The sequence below is a fragment of the Streptomyces sp. 8K308 genome (assembly GCF_004348315.1).
Taxonomy (GTDB): Bacteria; Actinomycetota; Actinomycetes; order Streptomycetales; family Streptomycetaceae; genus Streptomyces.
This window is the reverse complement of the sequence record NZ_SMKC01000521.1, coordinates 1-3,345: the sequence shown is the minus strand read 5'-3', so window position 1 is coordinate 3,345 and position 3,345 is coordinate 1. Positions and strand designations below refer to the sequence as shown.

Below are 3,345 nucleotides of genomic sequence, written 5' to 3'. Positions count from 1 at the left end.
GCCCCCTGCCGGCCAGGGAACACCTGCGCATGCCCCAGCGCGACCCCGTGCTCGACGTCGTCGTCCCCGTCCACAACGAGGAGCGCGACCTCGAACGGTGCGTGCGCCGGCTGCACGCGCACCTGAGCCGCACCTTCCCCTACCCCTTCGTCATCACCATCGCCGACAACGCGAGCACCGACCGCACCCAGCCCATCGCGCGGGCACTGGCGGCCGAGCTGCCCCGGGTCAGGTCCGTGCGGCTCGCCGAGAAGGGGCGCGGGCGGGCGCTGCGCACCGTCTGGTCCGCCTCCCCCGCGCCGGTGCTCGCCTACATGGACGTCGACCTGTCCACCGACCTCAACGCGCTGCTGCCGCTGGTCGCCCCCCTGATCTCGGGCCACTCCGACCTGGCGATCGGCTCCCGGCTCGACCGCTCGGCCCGGGTGGTGCGCGGCGCCAAGCGCGAGTTCGTCTCCCGCGCCTACAACCTGCTGCTGCGCCGCTCGCTCGCCGCCCGCTTCTCCGACGCGCAGTGCGGCTTCAAGGCCATCCGCAAGGACGTCGCCGAGCGGCTGCTGCCGCTGGTCGAGGACAGCGGCTGGTTCTTCGACACCGAGCTGCTCGTGCTCGCCGAGCACGCCGGCCTGCGCATCCACGAGGTGCCGGTGGACTGGGTCGACGACCCGGAAAGCAGCGTCGACATCGTGCGCACCGCGGCCGAGGACCTGAAGGGCGTGTGGCGGGTGGGCCGGGCCCTGGCCGCCGGCACCCTGCCGCTCGACCGGCTGCGCCGACCGTTCGGTGACGACCCGCGCGACCGGGCGCTCGACGTGCCGCGCGGCCTCGCCGGGCAGCTGCTCGGCTTCGCCGTGGTCGGCGTGGGCAGCACCCTGTGCTACCTGCTGCTCTACTCGCTGCTGCGGCTCGGCATGGGCGCCCAGCCGGCCAACGGCCTGGCGCTGCTGCTGTCGGCCGTCGCCAACACGGCCGCCAACCGCCGGCTGACGTTCGGCGTGCGGGGGCGGACGCACGCGGTGCGGCACCAGGCGCGCGGCCTGGTGGTCTTCGCCATCGGTCTCGCCCTGACCAGCGGCTCGCTCGCGGTGCTGCACCTGGTGACCGACCGGCCGTCGCACGGCACCGAGCTGGCGGTGCTGATCGCCGCCAACCTCGTGGCGACGGTGCTGCGCTTCCTGCTCTTCCGCGCCTGGATCTTCCGCCCCACGCGCCGCCTCCCTGACCGGCGACGGTCGGTGCCGATCGTCCCGGTCTCCCCGCTTGACACACCGCTTGACGCACCGCTTCGGCCCGATCAGAGGACCACCTCATGACCGCCTCCACCACCACCTGGCTCGCGCCGGAACACCCCGTCGGCCCGACCGCCGCGCCCCCTCGCCCGGTGGCCCGCCCCTGGCGCGGCCGCCCGGACGACCCGCGTTGGGCGCGCCCGACGCTGTTCGCGCTGCTCGCCCTGACGGCGGTGCTCTACGTCTGGAACCTCAGCGCCTCCGGCTACGCCAACTCCTTCTACTCCGCCGCCGCGCAGGCCGGCGGCAGCAGCTGGAAGGCGTTCTTCTTCGGCTCGCTCGACGCGGGCGGCGCCATCACCGTCGACAAGCCGCCGGCCGCGCTGTGGCCGATGGGGCTCTCGGTGCGGCTCTTCGGACTCAGCTCCTGGGCGATCCTGCTCCCCGAGGCGCTGATGGGCGTGGCCACGGTGGCGGTACTCCACGCGGCGGTGCGGCGCGCGTTCTCGCCGGCCGCCGGGCTGATCGCCGGCGCGGTGCTGGCCGTCACCCCGGTCGCGGCGCTGATGTTCCGGTTCAACAACCCGGACGCGCTGCTGTGCCTGCTGATGGTCACGGCCGTCTACTGCGTGCTGCGCGCGCTGGAGCACGCCGGCACCCGGTGGCTGGTGCTGGCCGGCGTCGCCTTCGGCCTGGCGTTCCTGACCAAGACGCTCCAGGCGTTCCTCATCCTGCCGCCGCTGGCCCTGGTGTACGCCGCCTGCGCGCCGACGCGCCCGCTCCGGCGCCTGCGTCAACTCTCCCTCGCCGGCCTCGCGTTGCTGGTCTCCGGCGGCTGGTGGGTGGCGATCGTCGAACTGTGGCCGGCCTCCTCGCGGCCGTACGTCGGCGGCTCCCAGAACAACAGCTTCCTGGAACTGACCTTCGGCTACAACGGCCTCGGCCGGATCACCGGCGACGAGACCGGCAGCGTCGGGGGCGGCGGCGGTTGGGGGGAGACGGGGCTGTTCCGGCTGTTCGACGACGCGATGGGCGGGCAGATCGCGTGGCTGCTGCCGGCGGCTTTCCTGCTGCTCGCGGCCGGCCTGGTGGTGACGGCGCGCGCCCCGCGCACGGACCGGCGGCGGGCGGCGTTCCTCGCCTGGGGCGGGGCGCTGTTCTTCACCTTCACCACGTTCAGCTTCATGAGCGGGATCTTCCACGAGTACTACAACGTGGCGCTCGCGCCCTACCTCGCCGCTCTGGTCGGCATGGGCGCGACGACGCTGTGGGCGCGCCGCGACCGGCCGGCGGCCGCCGCCACGCTGGCCGCGGTGATCGTGGTGACGGCCTGCTGGGCGTACGTCCTGCTCGACCGCACCCCCGAATGGCACCCGTGGCTGCGGTGGGCCGTCCTGCTGGCCGGCCTCGTCGCCGGGACGCTGCTGCTCAGGCCCGCCCAGGGCGGTCGCCCACTGACAGTCGCGGTCGCCGCGACGGCGCTGCTCGCCGCTCTCGCCGGCCCGGTCGCCTACACCCTGTACACGATCGGCCAGCCCCACACCGGCTCCGTCGTCACCGCGGGACCCGCCGTCACGACGGGCTTCGGAGGCTTCGGAGGCGGCGGAGGCCAGAACCCGGGCGGCGGCTTCCGCTTCCAACCGCCGGGCGGCGCCACCACCACCCAGCCTGGTCAGCCGGGCCAGCGGCCCGGGCAACCGCGAACGGGTGGCCTCCTCGACGGCGCCGACGTCAGCGACGAGCTGGCGGCCCTGCTGGAGGCCGACGCCGGCCAGTACCGCTGGGTGGCTGCCACCGTCGGCGCCCAGAAGGCGGCCAGCTACCAGTTGGCCACGGGCGACCCCGTGATGGCGGTCGGCGGCTTCAACGGCACCGACCCCTCGCCCACGTTGGAGCAGTTCGTCGAGTACGTCGAGCACGGCGACATTCACTACTTCATCGCCGGCGGCATGGGGATGGGACGCTCTGGCACGTCGGAAGAGATCGCCACGTGGGTGGCGGAGAACTTCACGGCGACGACGGTGGACGGCGTGACGCTGTACGACCTGACGCCCCCCCTCTGACCAACCGCCTGGGCGCCGGGCCGGGGCGAGGCACTTCGCGCCGGTGTTTCGCC

2 protein-coding genes are annotated in these 3,345 nt (G+C 74.1%); both read left to right on the top strand.

All coding sequences use genetic code 11. The features are described 5' to 3' along the window. The first annotated feature begins 5 nt into the window (after positions 1-5). Complete coding sequence (locus tag E1265_RS35100) at positions 6-1,313, top strand: bifunctional glycosyltransferase family 2/GtrA family protein (protein ID WP_347877291.1); 1,308 nt, start codon at positions 6-8, stop codon at positions 1,311-1,313. Then, positions 1,310-3,292, top strand: a complete 1,983-nt coding sequence (locus E1265_RS35095; protein WP_132935001.1) for a glycosyltransferase family 39 protein — start codon at positions 1,310-1,312, stop codon at positions 3,290-3,292. Before E1265_RS35100 ends, E1265_RS35095 begins: the two co-directional genes overlap by 4 nt. The last annotated feature ends 53 nt before the right edge of the window (positions 3,293-3,345 follow it).

Coding starts and splice junctions, on each gene's coding strand:
- E1265_RS35095 (WP_132935001.1), top strand. CDS start 1,310: ATGACCGCCTCCACCACCACCTGGCTCGCGCCGGAACACCCCGTCGGC.